This window comes from Streptomyces sp. OR43 (genome assembly GCF_008042275.1).
GTDB lineage: Bacteria > Actinomycetota > Actinomycetes > Streptomycetales > Streptomycetaceae > Streptomyces.
This window is the reverse complement of the sequence record NZ_RDBK01000022.1, coordinates 273,997-294,236: the sequence shown is the minus strand read 5'-3', so window position 1 is coordinate 294,236 and position 20,240 is coordinate 273,997. Positions and strand designations below refer to the sequence as shown.

20 protein-coding genes are annotated in these 20,240 nt (G+C 71.4%); 7 read left to right on the top strand and 13 right to left on the bottom strand.

The window, feature by feature from the left end; genetic code table 11:
- Positions 1-102 precede the first annotated feature (102 nt).
- Together EAO72_RS11140 and EAO72_RS11135 are read left to right on the top strand one after the other, a co-directional pair.
- Positions 103-1,302 carry an ROK family protein gene (locus EAO72_RS11140; RefSeq protein ID WP_148017094.1) on the top strand — a complete coding sequence of 400 codons (1,200 nt, stop codon included), beginning with the start codon at positions 103-105 and terminating at the stop codon, positions 1,300-1,302.
- Complete coding sequence (locus tag EAO72_RS11135) at positions 1,299-2,294, top strand: formylglycine-generating enzyme family protein (RefSeq protein WP_148017093.1); 996 nt, start codon at positions 1,299-1,301, stop codon at positions 2,292-2,294. Before EAO72_RS11140 ends, EAO72_RS11135 begins: the two co-directional genes overlap by 4 nt.
- Here the strand turns inward: EAO72_RS11135 and EAO72_RS11130 are convergent.
- From EAO72_RS11130 to EAO72_RS11105, 6 genes are read right to left on the bottom strand one after another with little or no spacing between them, the layout of a single operon-like run.
- On the bottom strand, positions 2,263-3,999 hold the full coding sequence (locus EAO72_RS11130) for a CocE/NonD family hydrolase (protein WP_148017092.1): 1,737 nt from the start codon (positions 3,997-3,999) through the stop codon (positions 2,263-2,265). The genes EAO72_RS11135 and EAO72_RS11130 overlap by 32 nt on opposite strands.
- Before the next feature lie 17 nt (positions 4,000-4,016).
- Complete coding sequence (locus tag EAO72_RS11125) at positions 4,017-4,958, bottom strand: MBL fold metallo-hydrolase (protein ID WP_148017091.1); 942 nt, start codon at positions 4,956-4,958, stop codon at positions 4,017-4,019.
- A 43-nt stretch (positions 4,959-5,001) separates the two neighbouring features.
- Positions 5,002-5,925: an alpha/beta hydrolase gene (locus tag EAO72_RS11120; protein ID WP_148017090.1), complete on the bottom strand. Its 924-nt coding sequence runs from the start codon at positions 5,923-5,925 to the stop codon at positions 5,002-5,004.
- Between the two features lie 4 nt (positions 5,926-5,929).
- Complete coding sequence (locus EAO72_RS11115) at positions 5,930-7,045, bottom strand: FAD-dependent oxidoreductase (RefSeq protein WP_148017089.1); 1,116 nt, start codon at positions 7,043-7,045, stop codon at positions 5,930-5,932.
- Between the two features lie 11 nt (positions 7,046-7,056).
- Positions 7,057-8,010 carry a phosphotriesterase family protein gene (locus tag EAO72_RS11110; RefSeq protein ID WP_148017088.1) on the bottom strand — a complete coding sequence of 318 codons (954 nt, stop codon included), beginning with the start codon at positions 8,008-8,010 and terminating at the stop codon, positions 7,057-7,059.
- 50 nt (positions 8,011-8,060) lie between these two features.
- Complete coding sequence (locus EAO72_RS11105) at positions 8,061-9,035, bottom strand: phosphotriesterase family protein (RefSeq protein ID WP_148017087.1); 975 nt, start codon at positions 9,033-9,035, stop codon at positions 8,061-8,063.
- A gap of 221 nt (positions 9,036-9,256) precedes the next feature.
- Between EAO72_RS11105 and EAO72_RS11100 the strand changes: the two genes are divergently transcribed.
- The 4 genes from EAO72_RS11100 to EAO72_RS11085 are packed head-to-tail and all read left to right on the top strand — an operon-like array spanning position 9,257 to position 12,693.
- Positions 9,257-10,429 carry a cytochrome P450 gene (locus tag EAO72_RS11100; protein WP_148017086.1) on the top strand — a complete coding sequence of 391 codons (1,173 nt, stop codon included), beginning with the start codon at positions 9,257-9,259 and terminating at the stop codon, positions 10,427-10,429.
- Positions 10,426-10,614 carry a ferredoxin gene (locus EAO72_RS11095; protein WP_148017085.1) on the top strand — a complete coding sequence of 63 codons (189 nt, stop codon included), beginning with the start codon at positions 10,426-10,428 and terminating at the stop codon, positions 10,612-10,614. The genes EAO72_RS11100 and EAO72_RS11095 overlap by 4 nt, the downstream gene beginning before the upstream one ends.
- Positions 10,611-11,756 carry an NAD(P)/FAD-dependent oxidoreductase gene (locus tag EAO72_RS11090; protein ID WP_261991417.1) on the top strand — a complete coding sequence of 382 codons (1,146 nt, stop codon included), beginning with the start codon at positions 10,611-10,613 and terminating at the stop codon, positions 11,754-11,756. The genes EAO72_RS11095 and EAO72_RS11090 overlap by 4 nt, the downstream gene beginning before the upstream one ends.
- 10 nt (positions 11,757-11,766) lie before the next feature.
- Positions 11,767-12,693 carry a LysR family transcriptional regulator gene (locus tag EAO72_RS11085; protein ID WP_148017083.1) on the top strand — a complete coding sequence of 309 codons (927 nt, stop codon included), beginning with the start codon at positions 11,767-11,769 and terminating at the stop codon, positions 12,691-12,693.
- A gap of 138 nt (positions 12,694-12,831) precedes the next feature.
- Here the strand turns inward: EAO72_RS11085 and EAO72_RS11080 are convergent, their stop codons facing one another.
- The 7 genes from EAO72_RS11080 to EAO72_RS11050 all read right to left on the bottom strand — a co-directional run bounded on the left by EAO72_RS11080 (position 12,832) and on the right by EAO72_RS11050 (position 19,039).
- Positions 12,832-13,440, bottom strand: coding sequence for a TetR/AcrR family transcriptional regulator (locus EAO72_RS11080; protein WP_148017082.1), 609 nt, complete (start codon positions 13,438-13,440; stop codon positions 12,832-12,834).
- Positions 13,441-13,545: 105 nt separating this feature from the next.
- The gene (locus EAO72_RS11075; RefSeq protein WP_148017081.1) at positions 13,546-14,229 is read right to left on the bottom strand and encodes a 3-oxoacid CoA-transferase subunit B; all 684 of its coding nucleotides are present in this window, start codon (positions 14,227-14,229) and stop codon (positions 13,546-13,548) included.
- Positions 14,229-14,921 (bottom strand): 3-oxoacid CoA-transferase subunit A, encoded by a 693-nt coding sequence (locus EAO72_RS11070; RefSeq protein ID WP_148017080.1) that lies wholly within the window; start codon positions 14,919-14,921, stop codon positions 14,229-14,231. The genes EAO72_RS11075 and EAO72_RS11070 overlap by 1 nt, the downstream gene beginning before the upstream one ends.
- Entirely contained in the window at positions 14,918-16,255 is a 1,338-nt protein-coding gene (locus EAO72_RS11065) for an FAD-dependent oxidoreductase (RefSeq protein ID WP_148017079.1), read from the bottom strand. The genes EAO72_RS11070 and EAO72_RS11065 overlap by 4 nt, the downstream gene beginning before the upstream one ends.
- A 62-nt stretch (positions 16,256-16,317) precedes the next feature.
- Positions 16,318-17,025: a maleylpyruvate isomerase family mycothiol-dependent enzyme gene (locus EAO72_RS11060; protein WP_148017078.1), complete on the bottom strand. Its 708-nt coding sequence runs from the start codon at positions 17,023-17,025 to the stop codon at positions 16,318-16,320.
- A complete protein-coding gene (locus EAO72_RS11055) occupies positions 17,025-17,873 on the bottom strand; it encodes a fumarylacetoacetate hydrolase family protein (RefSeq protein WP_148017077.1) in 849 nt (282 codons plus the stop codon). The genes EAO72_RS11060 and EAO72_RS11055 overlap by 1 nt, the downstream gene beginning before the upstream one ends.
- Positions 17,870-19,039, bottom strand: coding sequence for a cupin domain-containing protein (locus EAO72_RS11050; RefSeq protein WP_148017076.1), 1,170 nt, complete (start codon positions 19,037-19,039; stop codon positions 17,870-17,872). The genes EAO72_RS11055 and EAO72_RS11050 overlap by 4 nt, the downstream gene beginning before the upstream one ends.
- A 107-nt stretch (positions 19,040-19,146) precedes the next feature.
- On the opposite strand from EAO72_RS11050, the gene EAO72_RS11045 reads away from it, so the two are divergent.
- Positions 19,147-19,923, top strand: a complete 777-nt coding sequence (locus EAO72_RS11045; RefSeq protein ID WP_148017234.1) for an IclR family transcriptional regulator — start codon at positions 19,147-19,149, stop codon at positions 19,921-19,923.
- Positions 19,924-20,240: the final 317 nt, after the last annotated feature.

Here is a 20,240-nt window from a genome sequence, read left to right as displayed (position 1 = left end):
TGTAGGGACGGCGGCTTTTTTACGTCAACCCTTGGGAATAAACATTGCGTGAATTCGTCCGGTGCATTGACAGAAACCCCTTGACCGATCGACCATGCGTCCATGACGGAACGCACCGATGCCCTCCAGCGCCTGCGCAGGGCGAACGAAGCCGCCGTACTCGGTGAACTGCGCAGGTCGGGCGCGCTGAGCCGCGGCGAGCTGAAGGCGCGGGTCGGTCTCTCCCGCACCACCCTGTTCGCGATCGTGTCCGATCTGCTGGAGCGCAAGGCCGTCATCGAGCAGCAGGCCCCCGACACCGAGCAGCCGCGCGGGCGCGGCAGGCCGGCCCTGGAGATCTCGCTCAACTCCCGCGGCGCCGAGCTGATCGGCATCGATCTCCAGCGCCACCACATCCATGTGGTCGTGGCCAACTGCGCCCACGAGATCGTCGGCCGCCACAGCGCCCCCGTCCCGGCGGACAGCGGAGCGGCCGAACGCGCCTCGCAGGCGATCCGCGCCGTCGAGGAACTGGTGCGGCGCGAGAACATCAGCCTCGCCCCCGTCGCGGGCATCGGTCTCGGGCTGCCGGGCTTCGTACAGAACCCGGCCTCCGGCGACCGGCACACCATGACGCCGTTCGCGGGCCATGTCGCCGAGGAACTGGGCCGGCACTTCGACGCCCCCGTGCTCACCGACAACAACTCCCGGCTCGCGGCCCTCGCCGAGGTGACCTGGGGAGCGGCACGCGGCATCGACAACGCGGTCTATCTGCGCTGGTCCGAAGGGGTCGGCGGCGGACTCGTCGTCCACGGCGCGCTGGTGCACGGGGCCCACGGAACCGCCGGGGAGATCGGCCACACCAGCTGCGACCCCGAGGGAAAGCCCTGCCACTGCGGGGGCCGGGGCTGCCTGGAGGGGCTCATCTCCATCCCGGCGCTGCTCGCCGCCTGCGCCGATCGCGGGGTGAGCGCCGCGAACGCCGCGGAACTGATCGCACTCGCGGCCGAGGGCAGTCCGGAGACGGGCGAGGTGATCCGGAACGCCGCCGTCGTCGCGGGCCGGGTGCTCGCAGCACTCGCCGCGCAGGTCGACCCCGAGTGCATCGTCGTCTACGGGGAACCGGCGGCCCTCGACGCGCTCGTCCTCACGCCGATCCGCGAACAGCTGGCCACGCTCTCCCTCCCGTCCGCGCCCCGCACGATCGAGGTGCGCGGCTCGACGCTGGGCGGCGACGCGGCCGCGCTCGGCGGGGTGGCGCTGCTGCTGCGCACCACCGGCCAGGACCTGGCGGAGCTGCTGGACCCGGGGGCACCGCGATGAGCGCCTGCTGCGGGCCCGCCCGCGAGAGCGCGGTGCCGGTCACGGCCACCCTCACCGCTCCCCCGGCGGACTTCGTCGTCCCCGAGCGCCGCCCCGCCGAGCTGCTGCGCGGCATGGTGGCGGTGCCGGGCGGGCCGTTCCTGATGGGCGGCGAGGACGAGGACGCCTTCCCGGCCGACGGCGAGGGGCCGGTACGGGAGGTGACGCTCGCCCCGTTCCACATCGACGCGGCCTGTGTCACCAACGCCCGGTTCGCCGTCTTCGTCAAGGCCACCGGCTATCGCACCGAGGCCGAACTCATCGGCTGGTCCTATGTGTTCGGTTCCTTCGTCCCGCCGGAGGCACGCCACGCCGTACTGCCGGGCACGGTGCCCGGGGCCCCCTGGTGGCGCGCGGTGGCCGGAGCGCACTGGCGTGCCCCCGAGGGACCGGGCACCTCGGTCGGAGACCGCCGCGACCATCCGGTCGTCCACATGTCGTGGAACGACGCGACGGCCTACGCCCGCTGGGCCGGCAAGCGGCTGCCGACCGAGGCCGAGTGGGAGAAGGCGGCCCGCGGCGGACTCGTCCGGGCGCGCTTCCCGTGGGGCGACGAGCTGACGCCGAACGGCCGGCACCGCTGCAACATCTGGCAGGGCGACTTCCCCGTACGCAACACGCGCGAGGACGGCTTCACGGGCACCGCGCCCGCCAAGGCGTACGCCCCCAACGGCTTCGGCCTCCACAACGCCTCGGGCAACGTGTGGGAGTGGTGCGCCGACCGGTTCAGCGCCGACTGGCACGCCGAGGCCCGGCCGGAGACCCGCTCGGACCCGGCCGGGCCGCCGCACGGCGAGAACCGTGTGCTGCGCGGTGGCTCGTACCTGTGCCACCGCTCGTACTGCAACCGCTACCGGGTCGCCGCGCGGACCTCCAACACCCCCGACAGCACGACCGGTCACGGGGGCTTCCGCTGCGCGGTCACCCTCGGGACGGCCCCGGGCCCTTCGTGAAGGGAAGCACGAGCCGCGAGGGGTGCGCCGCGTCGCGGTAGATCTTGTGCGTGACGGGCCGGCCCACCGGCAGGTGGAAGGCGTCCGGCGGCAGCAGCGCGTTGTGCTCGTCGGCCAGCGGCTCGTCGTTGGACAGCTCCACGACCAGCTTGTGCCCGGGCAGGAAGGTCGCCGCGAACGGGTAGACACGCAGGACGTACTCCTCGATCCTCCCCGGCTCGACGGGCACCGCGCGGGTGTGCGGGTGGTAGGGGTCGCCCTTGGTGGTGCGCTCCTCGTCGAGCTCACGGTGCGAGGCCTTGAGATAGGCGGTCGTGATGAGCTGACGCCTGCCGGCCGGGGCCTCGTCCCACATGCGCAGGATGAAGTTGGTGTCCGGCTGGTCGATCTCCGCGAAGAGGTGCGCCGCGCCCTGGCCGATCATCTCGGTGGGCTCGGTGAAGGGCTCGGTGCTCCAGTCGAGGATCTCCACCTTGTCCGTCACCGTCAGCGGCGCCTGGTAGAAGCCGTCGGGCGCGGCGTGCTCGGCGCCCATGAGCTCCGGCTCGAAGGACAGCTTGCGGCGCGGACGCAGGTAGAGCGACTCGTACGTCACGTCCTTCGGCGGCCACTGGGCGCCGGTGACGGTCTCGCGCGAGCCCTCGACGTGCACGGTGACGGCCGGCTCGTCCATGATCCCGTTGTCGATGCCCTTGAGCCAGTACGCGTACCAGCGGAACATCTTGTCGTGCTCCTCGATGAAGGGGCGCGACTGCATCGGCGGGTAGGGGCCGATGTCGAGCTTCTTCGGGCCCTTCAGCGCGTGGTAGGTCTCGATGGTGCCGTCCATCGTCCAGCCGCGGCCCTGGTCGATCTGGAGCCAGACCGGGATGTCGATGTTCGGCGCGAGCGTGAGGGGGTTGCGCTCCTCGTACCACTCGCCGTCGACCTCGTTCATGACGATGTCGAACCAGGCTTCATGGTTCTTCGGGTAGTTCAGCACATGGAAGAGGTTCGGCCAGGCGGCCACGTCCGGGTCCTGGAGCCGCCTCGCGACGCGCTCCTTGATCTCCTCGGGCGAGAACGTCTCCAGCATGCGGGACTTGACGCCGTCGGTGAACGCCCAGCCGGAGTCGCCGCCGCGGCCCTCGCGGGCGGCGCGCGGCATGAACCACATGATGCCGCCGTGGTACGTGGTCTCGTAGAAGTCGTAGTGCCCGCCGCTGACGAAGATCGCCTTGAGGCTAGGGGGACGCTCCGCCGCCGCCAGGACCTGCATCGAGCCGAAGTAGGAGATGCCGATCATGCCGACGTTGCCGTCGCACCACGGCTGCGCCGCGACCCACTCGATGAAGTCGTAGGCGTCCTGGCCGAGCGAGACCCCGCCGGCGTTGTAGTTGCCGATGTGCTCGCCCTCGGAGGCCCCGGAACCGCGCAGGTCGCCGATGACGTGGACGTAGTCCTCCTGGACGACGCGCGCGATGTCACCGGCCTCGATGCAGCCGTCCCACATCGGGCTGGGACGCCGTTGCGGCGGAGTGGTGAGCGCGAGCGCCTGGAGCTCCTTGCCGTACGGGCTGAGCGCCACGAGCGCCGGACGCGGCTTGTCGTCGACGCCACTGTAGGTGTCGGCGGCGAGCACGACACCGTCGCGCATCGGCACGCGGAGATCCTTGCGGACGGTGATCTTCTGCCCGCCCGCCTGAATCGTCTGGTAGTCGGTCATGGTGCGAAGCTCCTGTGCTACGAGTTCTGGTGGTGCTGCGTGCGGTAGCCGTGCATCGAGGTGAAGAACGGGGACGGTTCGAGCGTGGGGTCACCCGTGTAGCCGAGTTCCTCGGCTGCGGGGGCGAACGGGGAGTACGGGGATGCCGTCTCCCGCAGGCCGGCCTCCAGGCAGCCGCAGGCCGCGGCTCCGACCCGGTGCTCGGCTTCGAGGCTCTGGCCCAGCGCCTCCCGCGCCTGGGCGGCGTCGAGTTCGACGCCGTAGGGAGTGCCGTCGGCACGGCGGTACGGGTGCCCGAGGTACAGGTGTTCCGGACGCAACTCGTCCCGCACGTACTCCAGTCCGGCGCGGTAGGCCGCCGGGTGCGTGTAGCCGGGGAAGCCGTTGGCGGCCCCGTGGACCTGGACGGCGTCGCCGACGAACACCGAACGCTGTCCGTCGAGGCAGTAGGCGACCGATCCGGGGGTGTGGCCCGGGATCGCGTGCACCGAGACGGTGACATCGCCGCCGAGGGAGAGGGTCTCCCCGCCGTTGACGAGCAGGGAGGGCTCCATCTCGCCGGAGATGACGGCCTGCGTGGCCGCGGTGACCTTCGCCTCGCCCTCGGGGTGGCCGAGGTACTGGCCCCGCCCGGCGAGGTACTCGTCGACGTGGGCCCGCCGCGAGCGGAGCATCGGGGCGTCGGCCTCGTGGATGACGACCTGGGCACGGCGGCCGGTGAGCTCCCACAGCGCGTGTGCCCCGCCGATGTGGTCGATGTGACCATGGGTCAGCAGGATCCAGCGCACGTCCTCGATGCGCCGGCCGATCGCCTCCAGGGCGGGCGCCATCCCCTCGGCCGGGGAGGAGGCGATCCCCGTGTCGACGATGGCCGGCTCGGGTGCGTCGATGTAGAAGCTGTAGAGGCCGAACCGGCCCCACGGCGAGAACAGGGGATGGACGTTGACTGCGTGCGACATGGTCTTCTCTTTCCGGACTCGTACGTGGGGCGGAGCGGCCGGGTCAGTGCCGGCCGAGGAAGGCGCGCGTCTCGTCGAACACCCGGTGGTACTCCGGAAGCCAGGAGAAGTGCTGGACGAACCCGTGGCCCGCCCCGTCGTACCGGCTCACCGTCGCGTCCACGCCGGCCTCCCGCAGCCGCCGTCCGTAGAGCTCGCCCTCGTCGCGCAGCGGGTCGTGCTCCGCGGTGACGACGAGCGCCGGCGGCAGCCCGGTGAGGTCCGTCCGCTTGACCGGGGAGACGAGCGGGTCCGCGGGGTCGGCGCCGCTGTCGAGGTAGAAGGCGTTGAAGGGCTTCAGCCCGGCCGTCTCCATGCCGTAGCCCACGGCGTTCTCGCGCAGCGAGGCGTAGCGGTCGGTGTCGAAGTCCAGGTCGAGTGACGGGTAGTAGAGGATCTGGTGGGTGATCCGGTGGAAGCCGTCGTCGTGGGCCCTGGCCGCGACGGCGGCGGCGAAGGTGCCGCCGGAGCTGTCGCCGGCGACGGCGAGCGTCGTGCCGTCCCAGGCCAGGCTCCCGCCCTCCTCGGCGGCCCAGCGGACGACCGCGTAGCAGTCGTCGAGACCGGCGGGGAACGCGGCTTCGGGTGCCAGGCGGTAGCCGACGGAGAGGACCTTGAGTCCGGTCTCCTTCGCCAGTGAACGCGCGACGTGGTCGTGCGTGTCCAGGCTGCCGAGGAAGAACGCGCCGCCGTGGAAGTAGACGAGTACGCCGTAGCTGTCGGCCTCGGCGGGGGTGTAGATCCGCACCGGTACGTCGCCGGCCGCGGTCCGTGCCGTCACGTCGTCGACCGCGTGGAGCGGCAGGCGCTCGTCGAGGGGCGGGACGTGTGCCTCGTCCCCGGCGCGCATGGCGACGGGGTCGAGCGGGCCCGGGGCGGGGGCCGGCAGACCGGCGATGAACGAGGCGATCTCGGGATGCAGCGTCATGACGTCAGCCCTTCGCGCCGGCGGAAGCGGGCTTCTGCCCGGGGAAGACCTCGTCGATCTCGTCCTCGCTCCAGCCCTGGCGCGAGACCGCCTGCAACTGGTCGGTCACCGGTTTCCGGGTGGCCTGGAACAGGGCCAGCGCCTCCTTCACGGAGTCCGCGTCCCGCAGGGCGTCGGCGAGCGCTCCGGCGTCCTCGACGGCGGAGTTCGCGCCCTGGCCCTGGTGGTGCAGCATCGAGTGGGCGGCGTCGCCCATCAGGACGACGGAGTCCGAGTGCCATGTGTCGATCGAGTCGATGTCGTAGACGGCGCGGATGTTCACGGTGTCCATGTCGAGGTCGCGCGTGATGTTCACCAGGCGCTCGTCGAAGCCCTCCACCGTCGCCAGGAGGTCGTCCTTGGTGACCTCGGGGACCCAGGTGCCGTCCGGGCACAGGGCGGTGATGTCGAACGACACCTGGTTGCGGTGGCGCAGCGGCAGCAGATAGATCTTCGTGCCCCGGCCGATGTACATCCGGAGGTTGTCGTCGACGACCATCCCGTAGGCGTCGTCGGCGGAGATGACGGCGCGATAGGCGTGCTCGCCGGAGAAGACCGGCTCCTTGTCGCTGAACAGCTCCCGCCGGACGACCGACTTGATGCCGTCCGCGCCGATGACCAGGTCGGCCTCGACGCTCGCGCCGTTGGCGAAGGTGAGGACGGCGCCGTCGCCGTTGTCCTGGACGCTCTCCAGCTTGTGGCCGAGGTGCACCATGCCGTCGGGCAGCACGCCCAGGAGAGCGTCGATGAAGTCACCGCGGTGGATGAGGTGGGTGCGGGTCTGCTCGCCGGCGACCGGCCACTCCTCTTTCATGATCCGGTCGCAGGTGGGCGTGAGGATCTCGAAGGCCTCGCTCGGCGAGCTGACCTTCGCGATCGCGTCGAAGATGCCCCACTCGCGGAACCGGTTCATCGTGGAGGGCCGCAGACCGATGCCGGCGCCGGCCTCACGGATCTGGTTCGCCTGCTCGTAGACGTTGACGTCCGCGCCGAGCAGGCTCAGCGCCTTGGCCGCCGACGCACCGCCGTACCCGGCCCCGACGATGGCGATCTTGAGGTTCTTGAGGTCTGAGAGCTGCATGGTGGTTCTCTCTACTTCTGGATGGTGAGGAAGTCGGCCGGGTTGTCCACGAAGATCGTCTTGATCGCGGCCTCGTCGAGACCCGCGGCGCGGAGGTCCGGGATGAGGTCCTCGAAGAGGTAGTTGACGGTGTGGCCCTTGACGCCCGGCCAGCCCAGCGCGCTGCAGTTGGCGTCGGCGGAGGCGAGGACCTGCGTCAGGCGCCCGTCTCCGATGAACCGGAGGAAGTGGTCCAGGCGTTCCTGGCGGGGGCGGGCCCAGAACGGCGGGTCCGGCAGCTCGGTCTCGTAACCGAAGGTGTCGAAGCCGATGCGTCCGCCCTGTTCCGCGATCCAGACGTCACGCGTCTTGTCCGCGTTCACGCCGTCGTCGACGTGTCCGAACAGGACGCGGTCCAGGGGCAGTCCCTCCTCGTTGAAGATCGCGATGGCGTTCTCCGCGTCGATCGCGAGGTGGGTCAGGACGGGGACGCCCGTGGTGAGCGAGGCGCGGGCCGCGGCGCGGTAGATGCGCTTGTCCAGGTCCGTCATGCGGCCGCCGCGGCTCACGCCGACCTTGATGACACCGGCGCGGCTGCCGGTGCCGCCGATGCCGACGGTGATCTCGTGGACGAACTGCCGGTTCAGGTAGTCCACATCGGCCCGGGCGAAGTGCGCCAGCGCGGTGTCGCCGCCGACGAAGCCGGTGCAGGCGACGATGTGGACGCCGGTCTTCGCCGAGAGCGACTTGTAGTAGTCGACGTCACGGCCGTTGCAGATCCCGGTCGCGTCGACGAACGTCCCGCCGCCGTACTCGTGGAACGCGCGCAGCTTCGGGACGGTCTCCTCGTACCGCTGCTCGGGGGACTTCCACCACTTCGTGTCCAGCTCGGAGCCGGGCATGCCGTAGCCAATGTGCTCATGGATGGCCACGAGGCCCAGCTCCTCGGCCGGGATCGTCCCGAGGACGGTGTTCACTCTCGACACAGCACTCACCTTTGAATGAAGAGACTTGATGGTCGTGCGGGTCGGTGCGCTCAGCTCACCGACAGCAGGTCGCGCGGGTTGTCCACGAGAATCCGCCGCGCGTCCTCGTCGCCGACGCCCTGTGCCTTCAGGAGCGGGACGAAAGTGGTCAGGACGTAGCTGTACGGAAGGCCGTTGCCGGCATGGCCCTTGGCCACTCCGGTCGAACTGCTGGACAGCAGGACCCGGTTGCCGTGGCCGGACCGTACGAGGCCGGCGACCAGGGCGGCGCGCTCGGCGTCGCTGATGTGGGCCTCGTCCTGGACGCCGACGTGGTCGAGTGCCACGTAGGCGCCGCGGCGGGCGACCTCCTGGGGTGCGCCGGCGACGACGGCGTCCTTGCGGTCGAGTCCCGCGACGACGACGCGGTCGGCAGGCAGTTGCTCGTCCAGGGCGACGCCGAGGTCGTGCAGGGCGTCGTCGCCGTAGCGGACGGAGAGCGCGACGCCGGTGTCCCTGGCGGTCCGGGCGGCGCCGCGGAGCAGGCTCTCGTCGGTCGCCGTCATACCCGCGGGGGTCGCGACGGTGGCGACCAGGCCGGCGGCGGCGCGTCGCTCCACGCGGGGGACGACCATGCCCTCGGTGACCTCCTGGGTGAAGAGGTCGGCGAACTTCTCGGCCGGCCAGGGCGTCGGCGGGTTGGTCTGCGGCGTGAGGAAGTAGCCGCCCAGCATCTCTTCCGGGCCCTGTCCCGTCGAAGCGACGATATGTACGCCGGTCGCGCGGGAGAGGGCCTCGTAGAGCCGGACGTCCCGGCCGTGGAACATCCCGGTGCTGTCGACGATCGTGCCGCCGCCCTGGGTCCGGAAGTCCGTCAGCTTCGCGGCGAGGGTCTCGAAGACCTCCGCGCGGTCGATGGTGATGTCGAAGGCGTACTCCGCACCCGGAACCACCGACAGCAGGGCCTCGTGGACCGAGACGACCCCCAGATCCTCGGTGGGCACCGGCCCCAGAACAGTGTTCACGGTGTTGGTCTTGACGCTCATGCCTGCCCTCACATGTACGGGTGGGGTGCATCGCACCTTGTGGCTGGCCTCACCGTAGCCATTCGCTTTACATGGCGTCAATGAATCAGACACCTAGAAAAAATATTCATCCAAGGGTGTGCCGAGGGTCGCCACTACAGGGGCGTTCATCGATTTTCTGCATGCCACCGCATGCCAATCATTCACTTGTTGGATGCGAGCGCGGCCACTTCACTGGCCGCATGACCACTCCATGTGCCTCCGATATCGACCTCTTCGCGGACGAGGTCGTGCTCGACCCCTATCCCGTCTACGCCGAGCTGCGGGAACTGGGCCCGGTCGTCCATCTCCGGCGGAACGACGTCCATGTGCTCACCCGGTACGAAGCCATCCGCGGCGCCCTCGCCGACTGGCAGTCGTTCTCCTCGGACTCCATCGGGTTCAACCCGATGGTCAACGAGGCCCTGAGCGGCACCTCGCTCGCGTCCGATCCACCGGCGCACACCTCACTGCGGGCCACCCTCACCGAGAACCTCTCCCCGCGCGCGCTGCGCGGGCTGAAGGGGCGGATCGAGGCCAAGGCCGACGCGCTGGTCGCCGAACTCGTCGAACAGGGCAGCTTCGAGGCGATCGACGCCCTCGCCCGGGCGTTCCCGCTCGAGGTCGTCGCCGACCTGATCGGCTTCACCGGCCAGGCACGCGCCAACATGCTGCGCTGGGGGCAGGCCGCCATGCAGGTCATCGGTCCGATGAACCGGCGCACGGCGGAGAGCTTCCCGATCGCCGGCGAGCTCTACGCCTGGTGCTCCGAGGTCCGCGCCGCCGATCTGGCCGAGGGTTCCGTGGGGCGCGGCATCTTCGACGCCGAAGCACGCGGCGCCATCGCGCCGGGTTCGGCGGGCGCCATCATCCACCAGTACCTCGGTGCGGGGATCGACACCACGGTCGCGGCGATCGGCAACATCGTCGCCCTCATCGGCTCGCATCCCGGCCGGCTCGCACAGATCCGCAAGGACCCCTCGCTGGTACCGGCGGCGTTCAACGAGGTGCTCCGCTTCTGGTCCCCCGTGCACGCCTGGGGCCGCCGCGCCACCGAGGACGTCGAGATCGACGGAACCGTCATCCCCGCCGGCGCCCAGGTCGCCGTCCTCTTCGGCGCCGGCAACCGCGACCCACGGCATTTCGAGGACCCGGACACCTTCCTCGTCGAGCGCAACCCCGTCGACCACCTCTCGTTCGGCTACGGCCCGCACGGCTGCGCGGGCCAGGGACTCGCCCGGCTGGAAGCCCACGCCGTGATCGACGCGCTGTCCCGGCGTGTCCAGCGCCTCGTGGTCGGGCCCGAGGTCCGCGTTCCCGGCAACATCACCCGGAGCATCGAGGAGCTCCCCGTCCTGGAGGTGGTCGCGGCATGAGGATCGTTCTCGACCGCCCCCGCTGCGAGGGCCACGGCCTGTGCGAGGAGGCCGCGCCGCAGCTCATGCACCTCGACGACGACGGCGAGCTCGTCCTGGACCGCGAGGAGATCGACGGCGCCGACACGGCCCCGGCGAACGCCGCCGTCCGGGTGTGCCCGGTCGCCGCGCTGAGGATCGCGTGAGCGGCGCCGGGCCGGCCCGCGTGGTGGTCGTCGGCAACGGGATCGCCGGGCTCACCGCCGCCGACACACTCCGCGCGACCGGCTTCGACGGCGAGCTGACGATCGTCGGCGACGAACCCCACCCGGCGTACAGCCGCCCGGCGCTCTCCAAGGCGCTGCTGCTCGACGGCACCGACACGACGTCGCACGAACTGCCTCCGGCCGGGCACGGGGCGACGGAACTCCTGGGCGTACGCGCGACCGGGCTGAACCTCGACCGCCGGCTCGTCACGCTCGATGACGGCACCGCCCTGCCGTACGACCGTGTCGTCCTCGCCACCGGCTCCCGGTCACGACGGCTGTCCGCCCTGTCCGGCGAGCTCACCCTGCGGGGTCTCGACGACGCCCTCCGGCTGCGCGGCCGGCTGGCGGCCGGGCCGTCGGTCGTCGTGGTCGGCGGGGGCCCGCTCGGGATGGAGATCGCCTCCGGGTGCCTGGCCGCCGGCTGCCGGGTCACCCTGGTCTCCCGGGGCCGGCCCCTGGCCGGGCAGCTCGGCCCGTACCTCGCCGACGTCTTCACCGCGGCCGCGCGGGAACGGGGGCTCATCCTCGTGGAGTCGGGAGCGGTACGGATCGAAGGGTCCGGGGAGAACGCCCGGGCCGTACTCGCCGACGGCACAGCCCTCGAAGCGGAGCTTCTCGTGTCCGCCGTCGGCGACGTCCCCAACACGGAGTGGCTCGCGGACACGGGACTCGTCCCCGAGGGAGGCGTCATCCCGGTCGACGCGCGCGGGCTCGTCCGTCCCGACGTCGCGGCCGTGGGCGACCTCACGGCCTTCCCCACCCCGCACGGTCTGCGTCGTCTCCCGCTGTGGAGCAGCGCGATCGAGCAGGCGAAGGCCGCGGCCCGGGCACTCGTCCACGGCGAGGACGCACCCGCGCTCCGGCTCCAGCCGTACTTCTGGACCGAGCAGTTCGGACTGCGTCTGAAGGCCGTGGGCTTTCTGCCGCTGGTGGGTGAACCCGTCTACGTCGACGGCGGACCCGGTGGCGAGCCGGCGCTGATGCGCTGGACCCACGCCGACGGCAGCGGTGCGGCCGTGGCGCTCGACTACCGGATCCCGATCCCCCGGCTGCGCCGCACGGCCCGGGCGGACTCGTAAGGTCTGGTCCATGAATGACGGCGAAGAGGGCACCACACGTTCGGGGCTGGACCGGCTGGCCTCGGTCAACCTCAATCTGCTGGTGCCCCTTCTCGCGCTCCTGGAGGAGGGATCGGTGACCAGGGCGGCGGAACGGGTCGGGCTTTCACAGCCGGCGATGAGCCACGCCCTCACCCGCATGCGGCGGCTGCTGGGTGACGACCTCGTCGTCCGGCAGGGCACCGGCGTCACGCTCACCCCGCACGCACTGGAGCTGATCGCACCGTTGCGCAGCGCCCTGGAGCAGACGGCACGCATCGTGGACTTCCCGAGCTTCGACCCGGCCACGGACCGGCGCGTCATCACGGTCGCCATGACGAACAGCACGGCGTTCGTCATCGGCCCCCACCTGACCCGGCTCGTCGCCGAGCGCGCCCCGCACGCCACCTTGCGCGTGCGCACGATCACGGTGCCGACCGAGGCCACCTTCACCGACCGGGGCGTCGACGTCGTGCTGCTCTCCGAGGGCCACTTCTCGCCGTACCCGCGCGAGCGGCTGTACAACGACCGCTGTGTGGTGGTGGCCTCGCCGGACACCCCGCCCGAGGCGAGCGCTCTGGAACTCCTCACCACGCAGCGGCACATCGTCGTCGACACCGAACGGCGTGTCTTCCCCTACGCGTTGCTGGAGGAGCACCGGGTCACCTACCGGGTCGGTCAGCTGATCTCCGACTTCCTGCTGGTGCCGTTCCTGGTCGCCCGGGCCGGGGGCGGCGTCGCGCTCCTGCGGTTCCAGGTGGCCACCGCCATGCGGGCGCTCACCGAGCTGCGGATCGAGGAGTTCCCGTTCCCGCTCCCGGGGCTCGGGATCGACATCGTATGGAACCCGCGCCTGACCGATCAGTACTTCACCGAATGGCTGCGGGCCTTGCTGTTCGACGCCGCGGCGAGCCTGTGAACCACGACGGCGGGCGCTGCTGTTCGACGCCCGCCGTCGTGCCGCTTACCCCGGCCTGCTTCAGTCCAGCGGGTGTCGTGCCGGTGGCCCCGCCCCGGTTCAGTGCAGCGGGCATCGTGCCGGCGTCCCCGGCCTCGTTCAGTGCAGCAGACGTACCCAACTGGTCCCGAGCTCCTCGAGCATCTGGTCGCGGGTGAGCTTCCACTCCGCGCGGTGCCAGTTCTGCGCGACGAAGTCGAGCTCGGCCATCGCCAGCACACCCCGGAAGTGGCGCTGATACGGCTCCAGGCGCCCGGCCGCCGTCAGTCCGTCCTCGATGTCGCCGATGGCCTCCTCCATCCATCGCTCGACCAGGTCGGTGAGTTCCGGATCGACCACGGCGGCGTCGCGGCCGATCCGGATGAGGGGCCAGATCGCCGGCCAGCTGTCGGCGGTACGCCGCAGCCAGTCCGTGATCGCCTCCGGCGATCCGTCGGCGACGGTGGCCACGAGGCCCTGCGCGGTGGAACCGTGCTCGGGCGAGCCGACGCGCTGCAGCACCTCGTTCAGCTGCTCGTCGATGAGGGCCTGCATCAGCTCGCTGCGGGAGGAGAAGTACGCGTAGAAGGTCGCCCGCGTCGTACCCGCGGCGGTCGCGATGTCGTCGACCGTGGTGACGGCGTACCCCTTCGCCTTGAACTGCTCGATTCCCGACTCCAGCAGCAGACGACGGGTCATCTGCTTCTGTGCCTCACGAAGGTTCGCCATGACCGGATCCTAACGCGACGCGGAGCGTCGACCGCACGAAGCGGATGGGTACCACACAGACCGCACCGAGTCCTGACGCACCGTGTACCGAGCGGCCACGGCGGCTCATCGGATCAGGTCTACGGCCAGCAGTTCCCGCAGTTCCTCGACCGTGGCCCCGTACGTCTCCAGGACCCTGACCCCGTCCGGGCCGGGCACGAAGACGCCGTAGTCGGTGTAGACGCGGCTGACGCAGCCGCTGCCGGTGAGCGGGCAGGTGCAGACGGGCACGAGCTTGGGGGCGCCGTCCCGGGTGAACAGCCGCATCATCACCAGGACCTCCCGGGCACCGACGGCCAGGTCCATCGCGCCGCCGACTGCGGGGATGGCGTCCGGGTCGCCGGTGTGCCAGTTGGCCAGGTCACCGTGGGCCGAGACCTCGAAGGCGCCGAGGACGCACACGTCCAGGTGACCGCCCCGCATCATCGCGAAGGAGTCGGCGTGGTGGAAGTAGGCCGCGCCGGGCAGCTCGGTGACCGGGACCTTCCCCGCGTTCGTGAGGTCGGGGTCGATCGCGTCGCCGTCCGCGGCGGGGCCCATGCCGAGCATCCCGTTCTCGGTGTGCAGCACGATCCCCGCGTCCGGCGGCAGATGCTCGGCGATCCGGGTCGGCTGTCCGATGCCGAGGTTGACATAGGAGCCGGGCGCGATGTCGCGGGCGATGCGGGCCGCTAGTTCGTCGGTGGTGAGCGGGCCCCGTCCGAGGTGCTCCACGGGTCCGGCGCCGGGCGCGGCGTGGGTGGCCGTCATCAGCGGGCTCCTTGCACGGTGAGTCGCCGGGCCTCGGCCCGTACGAGACGGTCGACGTGGATTCCGGGCGTGACCACGGTCTCCGGGTCGATCTCCCCGGCGGCCACGATGTCGGTGACCTGGGCGACGACCGTCGTGGCCGCGGTGGCCATGACGGGGCCGAAGTTCCGGGCCGTCCTGCGGTAGACGAGGTTGCCCAGGGTGTCCGCGCGGTGCGCCGCGATCAGGGCCACGTCTCCCTTGACCGGGTACTCCAGGACGTGGGCACGCCCGTCGATCTCCCGGGTCTCCTTGCCCTCGGCGAGGAGGGTGCCTGCGCCCACGGGGCAGTAGAAGGCGCCGATGCCCGCGCCCCCGGCGCGTATCCGTTCGGCGAGGGTGCCCTGCGGCACGACCTCCAGCTCGATGCGCCCGGACCGGTACAGCCCGTCGAACACATAGGAGTCGCTCTGCCGGGGGAAGGAGCAGATCACCTTGCGGACCCGGCCCGCCTTGAGCAGCGCGGCCAGTCCCGCATCGCCGTTCCCGGCGTTGTTGGAAACCACCGTCAGCTCGCCGGCGCCCTGCCGGATCAGGGCGTCGATGAGGTCGAACGGCATGCCCGCCAGACCGAATCCGCCCACCAGGACCGTCGAGCCGTCCTCGACATCCGCGACGGCCTCGTCGGCCGTCGCGGCGATGGTCGTGATCATGCCGGGGCCACCTGGTGAGCGACGTCGTCCCCGAGCCGGGCCGAGGACAGCGGGATCGGGGTGAACATCGCGGGTTCCTCGTCGGGGTCCAGCGCCGTGGGGCCGTACACCCAGTCGGTGAAGGCGTAGTCGTGGTCGTCCCGGTCGCGCATGATCGCGTTGCGCCGCAGCCGCTCCTCCCCGTCCAGGTGCCACAGCTCGCCCCAGGCGCGGGCGGTCGTCTGCACCCGGCGGCAGTGCTCGACGCGCACCGCCTCGTACGAGGCGAGCACCGCGTCCCAGTCCGGCGCTCCGGCGCTCCCGTCCGCTCCGGCCCCGGCGTCCGCTCCGGCGTTCGCGGCGCTCTGGCGGGCGACATGGCGGGCGAAGACCCAGCCGTCCTCGATCGCCATGACCGCGCCCTGCGCCATGTACTGGAGTGGCGGGTGGGCCGCGTCGCCGAGCAGGGCGATCCTGCCGTGCACCCATGTCTCAACCGGGTCGCGGTCGAGCATCTGCCACCAGCGGTCGCGCCACATCAGGGGGATGCCCTTGCGTACGGTGTCGCAGGTGCCGGCGAAGGCCGCGTCCAGCTCGTCCGGCGTACCCCAGTCGTCCTTCCCCGCCAGGGCCTTCGGCGACTCGAACACGGCGACCTGGTTGAACATGTCGCCGCCGCGCAACGCGTACTGCACGAAGTGGCAGCGCGGGCCGACGTACACGGTGACGTCCTTCTCGGCGATGCCGTTGTCACGCACCTCGTCGATCGGGACGGCCGCGCGGTAGGCGACGTAGTCGGAGCTGACCACCGCGTCGCCGACCAGCTTGCGCCGCGCCACCGAGTGCAGTCCGTCGGCGGCGACGACCACCGGCGCCTCCTGGGTGCTGCCGTCCGCCAGGTGGATCCGGGCGCCGCCGTCGGTGTGCTCGTAGTCGGTCACCGTCCGGTCGGTCAGCAGCTCCACACCGGCCCGGCGGCAGGCCCGCAGGAAGATGCCGTGCAGGTCGCTGCGGTGGATCACCATGTACGGGAAGCCGTAGCGCCGCTCCACGTCCCGCAGGTCGAGCCGGGTCAGCTCGCGCGCGTCGAGGGCGTCGCGCATCACCATGTTCTCCGGGAGCACGCCCAGCTCCCTGGCCTCGTCGAGCAGACCGTACTCGTCGAGGATGCGGGTGCAGTTGGGCGCGATCTGGAGGCCGGCGCCGACCTCGCCGAACTCGGGGGCGCGTTCGAGGACACGCACGCGCAGTCCCTGCCGGGCGAGGGCGAAGGCGGAGCTGAGGCCGCCGATGCCTCCGCCGACGATGATCGCGTCGGGGTTCTCGCCGGTGGGTGGGGTCGCAGGGTGGTTCATCGTCTCTTCCTCGTATCGCGTACGGGCTGCAGAAGGGGTCGGTGCGCTGCCGGTCCGGCGGCTCAGAGCCAGCGGGCCAGGGCGGGCACGGGCCTGCCGTCCGGTGCGGTCAGTGCATGCGCCCGCCCGGTGAGGTAGGCCGTGATCTCGTGGAGGTCGCCGACGACGACGGCCGGCTCGCCCTCCCCGGGAAGCTTCCAGAACACGCCGGTGCCCCTCGCCTCCAGCACCAGCGCCGGCCCGCCGCCCTTGGCGCGCTTGGCGACGACGTCATCGCAGAGCGCGGCGAGGAAGCCGGCCGGGAGGTCGGCGAAGGACGGTCCGGTCCCCAGGTCGACCGCGTGGACGCACACCTCGCGGGCGCGCATCCAGGGCAGTTCGGTGGCGGGCACGGTGCGGCCCTGTGCGGTCACGACCGGGGACGCCCACTGCTCGTCGCCGAGAGCGGCCGTGGAGCGGGCCAGCTCCTCCGCGGACCCGCGAAGCCAGGCGGTCAGTTCGGCGGCCGGCATCCCGGCGCCCCGCTCGATTCCGGCGGCACGCTCCTCGGCGGACGCGTACATCGGTGTGCGTTCGCCGGTGGCGGCCCAGTGGACGAGATTGCCCAGGGCATCGGCGTTGGCGGCGACGTGCGCGACCAGGTGTTTGCGGGTCCAGACCGGCAGGGTGCTCGGCTCGTCCAGGGCGTCGGCGCCGAGGTCCGCCGCCTGGACGAACAGGGTGGTGCCGAGCTGCGCCCAGCCGCGGGCTTCTTCGAACGTACGGGACATCAGAGGGACCGCTCCTTGACGACGCGGTTCTCCAGCCGGCCGAGGCCGTCGATCTCGGCGACGACGCTCTCGCCGCCCAGCAGGTAGCGCCCCGGCTTGCGGGCGTGCCCGACACCGCCCGGGGTGCCGGTGGCGATGATGTCGCCGGGGTTGAGGCGTGTGATCGTGGAGACGTACTCCACCAGCGCGACCGGGTCGAAGAGCAGGTCGGCCGTGGTGTCGGACTGCATGACCTCGCCGTCCACCGTCAGCCGGACGTCGAGAGCGGGGCGTACGCCGCCCGGCAGTTCGTCGGGGGTGACCAGGAAGGGGCCCACCGGGGTGCTGGAGTCCCACATCTTGCCCTGCAGCCACTCACGGGTACGGAACTGCCAGTCCCGGCAGGTGATGTCGTTCAGGACGGTGAACCCGGCGATCGCCTGCTCGGCCTCCTCGCCCCGGGCGCGGCGCACGCGCTTGCCGATGACCACGGCGAGCTCCACCTCCCAGTCGAACTGCTCGGTCTCGTCCGGCCGGAGGATGTCGTCACCCGCGCCGATGAGGGAGTCGGCGAACTTCGCGAACAGGGTGGGGTGTTCGGGCAGGTCACGGCCCATCTCCGTGATGTGCGTGCGGTAGTTCAGCCCGACGCAGATCACCTTCGAGGGCTGCGGGACGACGGGGGCGTAATCGGCGCCTTCCGCGGGGTACGTCCCGGAGTTCCCGGCGGTGGCCGCGGCGGCGTGCCCGGCCCAGTCCTCCCGGCCGAGGAGGGTGCCCACGTCCGGGACGCCGAGGTCGATCAGGACGTCGCCGTCGAGCCGGACGGCCTTCGTGGTGCCGCCGGTACGGAGGGTGGCGAGCTTCATCGGGTGGTTCCTTCCACATGGGTGCGGTCGAGCCGGAGGGCTTCGAAGATCGGGGAGTCGCTGAAGCGGAACAGGTCCAGGGCGCCGGAGTCGGAGTCCGTGGCGCCGGCCTCGGACCGCACGGACAGGGGCTGCCAGGACGGGACGACGAACAGGTCACCGCGCGTCACCGTCCAGGACTTCTCCCCGACGGTGACGGTGCCGGAGCCGTCGAAGACCTGGTAGACCGACGAGCCCGTCTCGCGGACCGGGGCGGTCTCCGCGCCGCGCGCGACGCGGTGCATCTCGGCGCGGATGGTCGGCAGCACATCGGCGCCGGTCGCCGGGTCGGTGAACCGTACGGCGGCGTGGCCGGCCCCGACGGTGCCGGCGAATCCCTCGGCCTCCAGGGCGAGTTGGTCGTCGAGTGCGCGGTCGGTGTGCTCCCAGCGGTACGCCAGCAGGGGCGAGCCGGGAGCCGGCGCGGTCGCGGAGACCGGGCGCAGACCGGGGTGTCCCCACAGGCGTTCGGCGCGTGAGCGGTCGGGGGTCGTGTGCTCGGCCTCGCTGATCGCGTCGCGGCCGAACTCGAAGAACTGGGTCTCGTTCGCGTACTGGAACGGGATGTCGAGGCCGTCGATCCAGGCCATCGGCTCGCTGGTGGCGTTGTGGTGCGCGTGCATGTTCCATCCGGCCTGCGGCAGGAAGTCGCCGCGCCGCATGGCCACCGGATCGCCGCCCACGACCGTCCACACGCCCTCGCCCTCGACGACGAAGCGGAACGCGTGCTGGGTGTGGCGGTGCTCGGGCGCGTCCTCCCCCGGCATGAGGTACTGGATGGCGGCCCAGAGGGTGGGGGTGGCGAACGGCCGGCCGCCGAGGGAGGGATTGGCCAGGGCGATGGCCCGGCGCTCGCCGCCGCGCCCGACCGGGACGATCTCGCCGGCCCGGGCCGCGAGCGCCCGCAACTGTTCCCAGCGCCACACGTGCGGGACCGCACGTGAGCGTGGATGGGCCGGCATCAGGTCGCCGATCTCGGTCCACAGCGGGACGAGGAGTTCCTGTTCGAAGCCCCGGTACAGCTCTTCGAGCTCCGGGGTGACCGTGGGCTGGTCCGCTGCGGAAACGGCCTGCAGCCGGACGGGTGAGCCCGTCGCGATGTCTGGGGCGGGAGAGGACTGAGTCACGGGCTCAGCGTGCGTCGTGTTCGCAGACAAGACATGTAGATTCTGGAGAGCAGAACCGTCGTGTGGGAGCGCAACGCGACCCGGTCGGCCCGCACCCGGAGGTCCCCATGGACAAGCCGCTCAAGACGCCGCCGCCTTACCCCATCGCGAGCGTCGACCACGCCCTGCGGGCGGCGGCTCTGCTGCAGCTGGAGGGCGCGGCGACCGTCTCGCAGATCGCCGAACGGCTGGGGGTCGCCCGGTCCACCGCCCACCGGCTCCTGGCGATGCTCGTCTACCGGGACTTCGCCGTGCAGGACGAGAACCGCGTCTACCGGGCGGGTCCCGTCCTCGAACTGGCGGCGCACTCGCAGTCCCAGGTCTCCCGGCTGCGGGCCGCCGCCCTCCCCCACCTGCACCGGCTGGTCGGCCTCCTGGACGAGACCGCGAACCTCACCATCCGCACCGGGGACACGGCCCGGTTCATCGCCAGCGTCGAGAGCCGGCAGGCGCTGCGGGTCGGCTCCCGGGAGGGGATGGTGTTCGCGGCCCATCGCACCACCGCAGGACTGCTCCTCCTGTCGGGCCTCGACGAGGCCGGACTGGCGGAGATCTACTCCGCCGCGCGCTACCGCGACCGCCCCGCGGACCGCCCGGACCTCGCCCAGCTGCGGAAGGAGCTGACGCGCATCGCCCGCAACGGTTTCGCCGTGAACCAGGAACGCTCCGAGCGCGGGCTCGTCGCGGTGGGTGTCCCGGTGCGCGACCGGGACGGGACGGCACAGGCGGGTCTTTCGGTGTCGATGCCCAGCGTGCGTTACGACTCCCACGCGCTTCCTTCACTGGTCGCGACCCTCAACGCCGCGGCGCGCGCGGTGGAAGCGGATCTGGCCGCGGCGTACTGATCCGGTCGTCCGGACAGCTCCCACCCCAGCCTCGACCTACGTTGAGGCTATTCACTTGAGTCTACGAACATTTCATTGACATGGCGTATGGCCAAGTGTCATTCTCCACGACACCGCGCCGGAATCGAGCCGTGCCTCCTTCCCCCTCAACCGTGAGCACGGCAGCGTCCGGCACCACCGGTCCGCACGGCACGGACCCGCGGCACCCGACGACAACTCCGTCGGCCTGCCCCGGCCCTGGGTCCCTGCGCGACCGGTGAGCGACGGATCGCGCACCTCCCCCCTCCCCTCGCTACGGCCGTCGGCCGGAGCCCGTC

Bases quoted from the DNA above. Each gene is read 5' to 3' on its own strand.
- EAO72_RS11100 (WP_148017086.1), top strand. From the start codon at position 9,257: ATGACCACTCCATGTGCCTCCGATATCGACCTCTTCGCGGACGAGGTC.
- EAO72_RS11060 (WP_148017078.1), bottom strand. From the start codon at position 17,025: ATGTCCCGTACGTTCGAAGAAGCCCGCGGCTGGGCGCAGCTCGGCACC.
- EAO72_RS11125 (WP_148017091.1), bottom strand. From the start codon at position 4,958: ATGTCGCACGCAGTCAACGTCCATCCCCTGTTCTCGCCGTGGGGCCGG.
- EAO72_RS11070 (WP_148017080.1), bottom strand. From the start codon at position 14,921: ATGATCACGACCATCGCCGCGACGGCCGACGAGGCCGTCGCGGATGTC.
- EAO72_RS11085 (WP_148017083.1), top strand. From the start codon at position 11,767: ATGAATGACGGCGAAGAGGGCACCACACGTTCGGGGCTGGACCGGCTG.
- EAO72_RS11080 (WP_148017082.1), bottom strand. From the start codon at position 13,440: ATGGCGAACCTTCGTGAGGCACAGAAGCAGATGACCCGTCGTCTGCTG.
- EAO72_RS11065 (WP_148017079.1), bottom strand. From the start codon at position 16,255: ATGAACCACCCTGCGACCCCACCCACCGGCGAGAACCCCGACGCGATC.
- EAO72_RS11105 (WP_148017087.1), bottom strand. From the start codon at position 9,035: ATGAGCGTCAAGACCAACACCGTGAACACTGTTCTGGGGCCGGTGCCC.
- EAO72_RS11045 (WP_148017234.1), top strand. From the start codon at position 19,147: ATGGACAAGCCGCTCAAGACGCCGCCGCCTTACCCCATCGCGAGCGTC.
- EAO72_RS11140 (WP_148017094.1), top strand. From the start codon at position 103: ATGACGGAACGCACCGATGCCCTCCAGCGCCTGCGCAGGGCGAACGAA.
- EAO72_RS11135 (WP_148017093.1), top strand. From the start codon at position 1,299: ATGAGCGCCTGCTGCGGGCCCGCCCGCGAGAGCGCGGTGCCGGTCACG.
- EAO72_RS11120 (WP_148017090.1), bottom strand. From the start codon at position 5,925: ATGACGCTGCATCCCGAGATCGCCTCGTTCATCGCCGGTCTGCCGGCC.
- EAO72_RS11115 (WP_148017089.1), bottom strand. From the start codon at position 7,045: ATGCAGCTCTCAGACCTCAAGAACCTCAAGATCGCCATCGTCGGGGCC.
- EAO72_RS11095 (WP_148017085.1), top strand. From the start codon at position 10,426: ATGAGGATCGTTCTCGACCGCCCCCGCTGCGAGGGCCACGGCCTGTGC.
- EAO72_RS11130 (WP_148017092.1), bottom strand. From the start codon at position 3,999: ATGACCGACTACCAGACGATTCAGGCGGGCGGGCAGAAGATCACCGTC.
- EAO72_RS11055 (WP_148017077.1), bottom strand. From the start codon at position 17,873: ATGAAGCTCGCCACCCTCCGTACCGGCGGCACCACGAAGGCCGTCCGG.
- EAO72_RS11075 (WP_148017081.1), bottom strand. From the start codon at position 14,229: ATGACGGCCACCCACGCCGCGCCCGGCGCCGGACCCGTGGAGCACCTC.